The 525-nt window shown below is 68.0% G+C and carries 1 protein-coding gene; it reads right to left on the minus strand.

Annotated features, from left to right (window positions below; translation table 11 throughout):
- Nucleotides 1–75: 75 nt before the first annotated feature.
- Nucleotides 76–441: a helix-turn-helix domain-containing protein gene (locus tag G3I78_RS47485; RefSeq protein ID WP_324617044.1), complete on the minus strand. Its 366-nt coding sequence runs from the start codon at nucleotides 439–441 to the stop codon at nucleotides 76–78.
- Nucleotides 442–525 lie beyond the last annotated feature (84 nt).

Below are 525 nucleotides of genomic sequence, written 5' to 3' on the forward strand. Positions count from 1 at the left end.
GCCCTGAAGGAGGGGCGTTCGGCCCCTCCCCCCCCCCCCGAGCGATCCGTCGCTTCATCGCGTACGGACACGGTCTCAGGCAGGATCGAGGGCCTGGATCTCGTCGAGGTGGTTCTCGACCCAGTTCCGCAACTGGGCCAAGGGCTCCGCCACGCTGTGGCCGAGCGCCGTGAGCGCATACTCGACGTGCGGCGGCACCGCCGGGTACACGGTTCTGTCCACGAACCCCTTCTCCTCCAAGCGGCGCAGTGTGCTGGTCAGGACCTTCGGGCTGACGCCTTCGAGACGGCGCAGCAGGGCGCCGAAGCGCTGCGGTCCCGCCCCCATGGCGCCGATGGCCAGCGCGGACCATTTGTTGGCCAGGAGGTCGAGCACCTCGCGGCACGGGCACTGCGCGGCGTAGATGTCGTGCTGATCGTGCCGGTCCGACGTGCAGTCCATGACCATGGCTTCCAGCCCCTCTCCGGTGAGTCTTCCACCTCGATACTTCCCCAGGGGAAGTAGCCTCCCTTGCAGGTTACTACG

It is taken from the genome of Streptomyces sp. SID13726 (assembly GCF_010548375.1).
GTDB lineage: Bacteria > Actinomycetota > Actinomycetes > Streptomycetales > Streptomycetaceae > Streptomyces.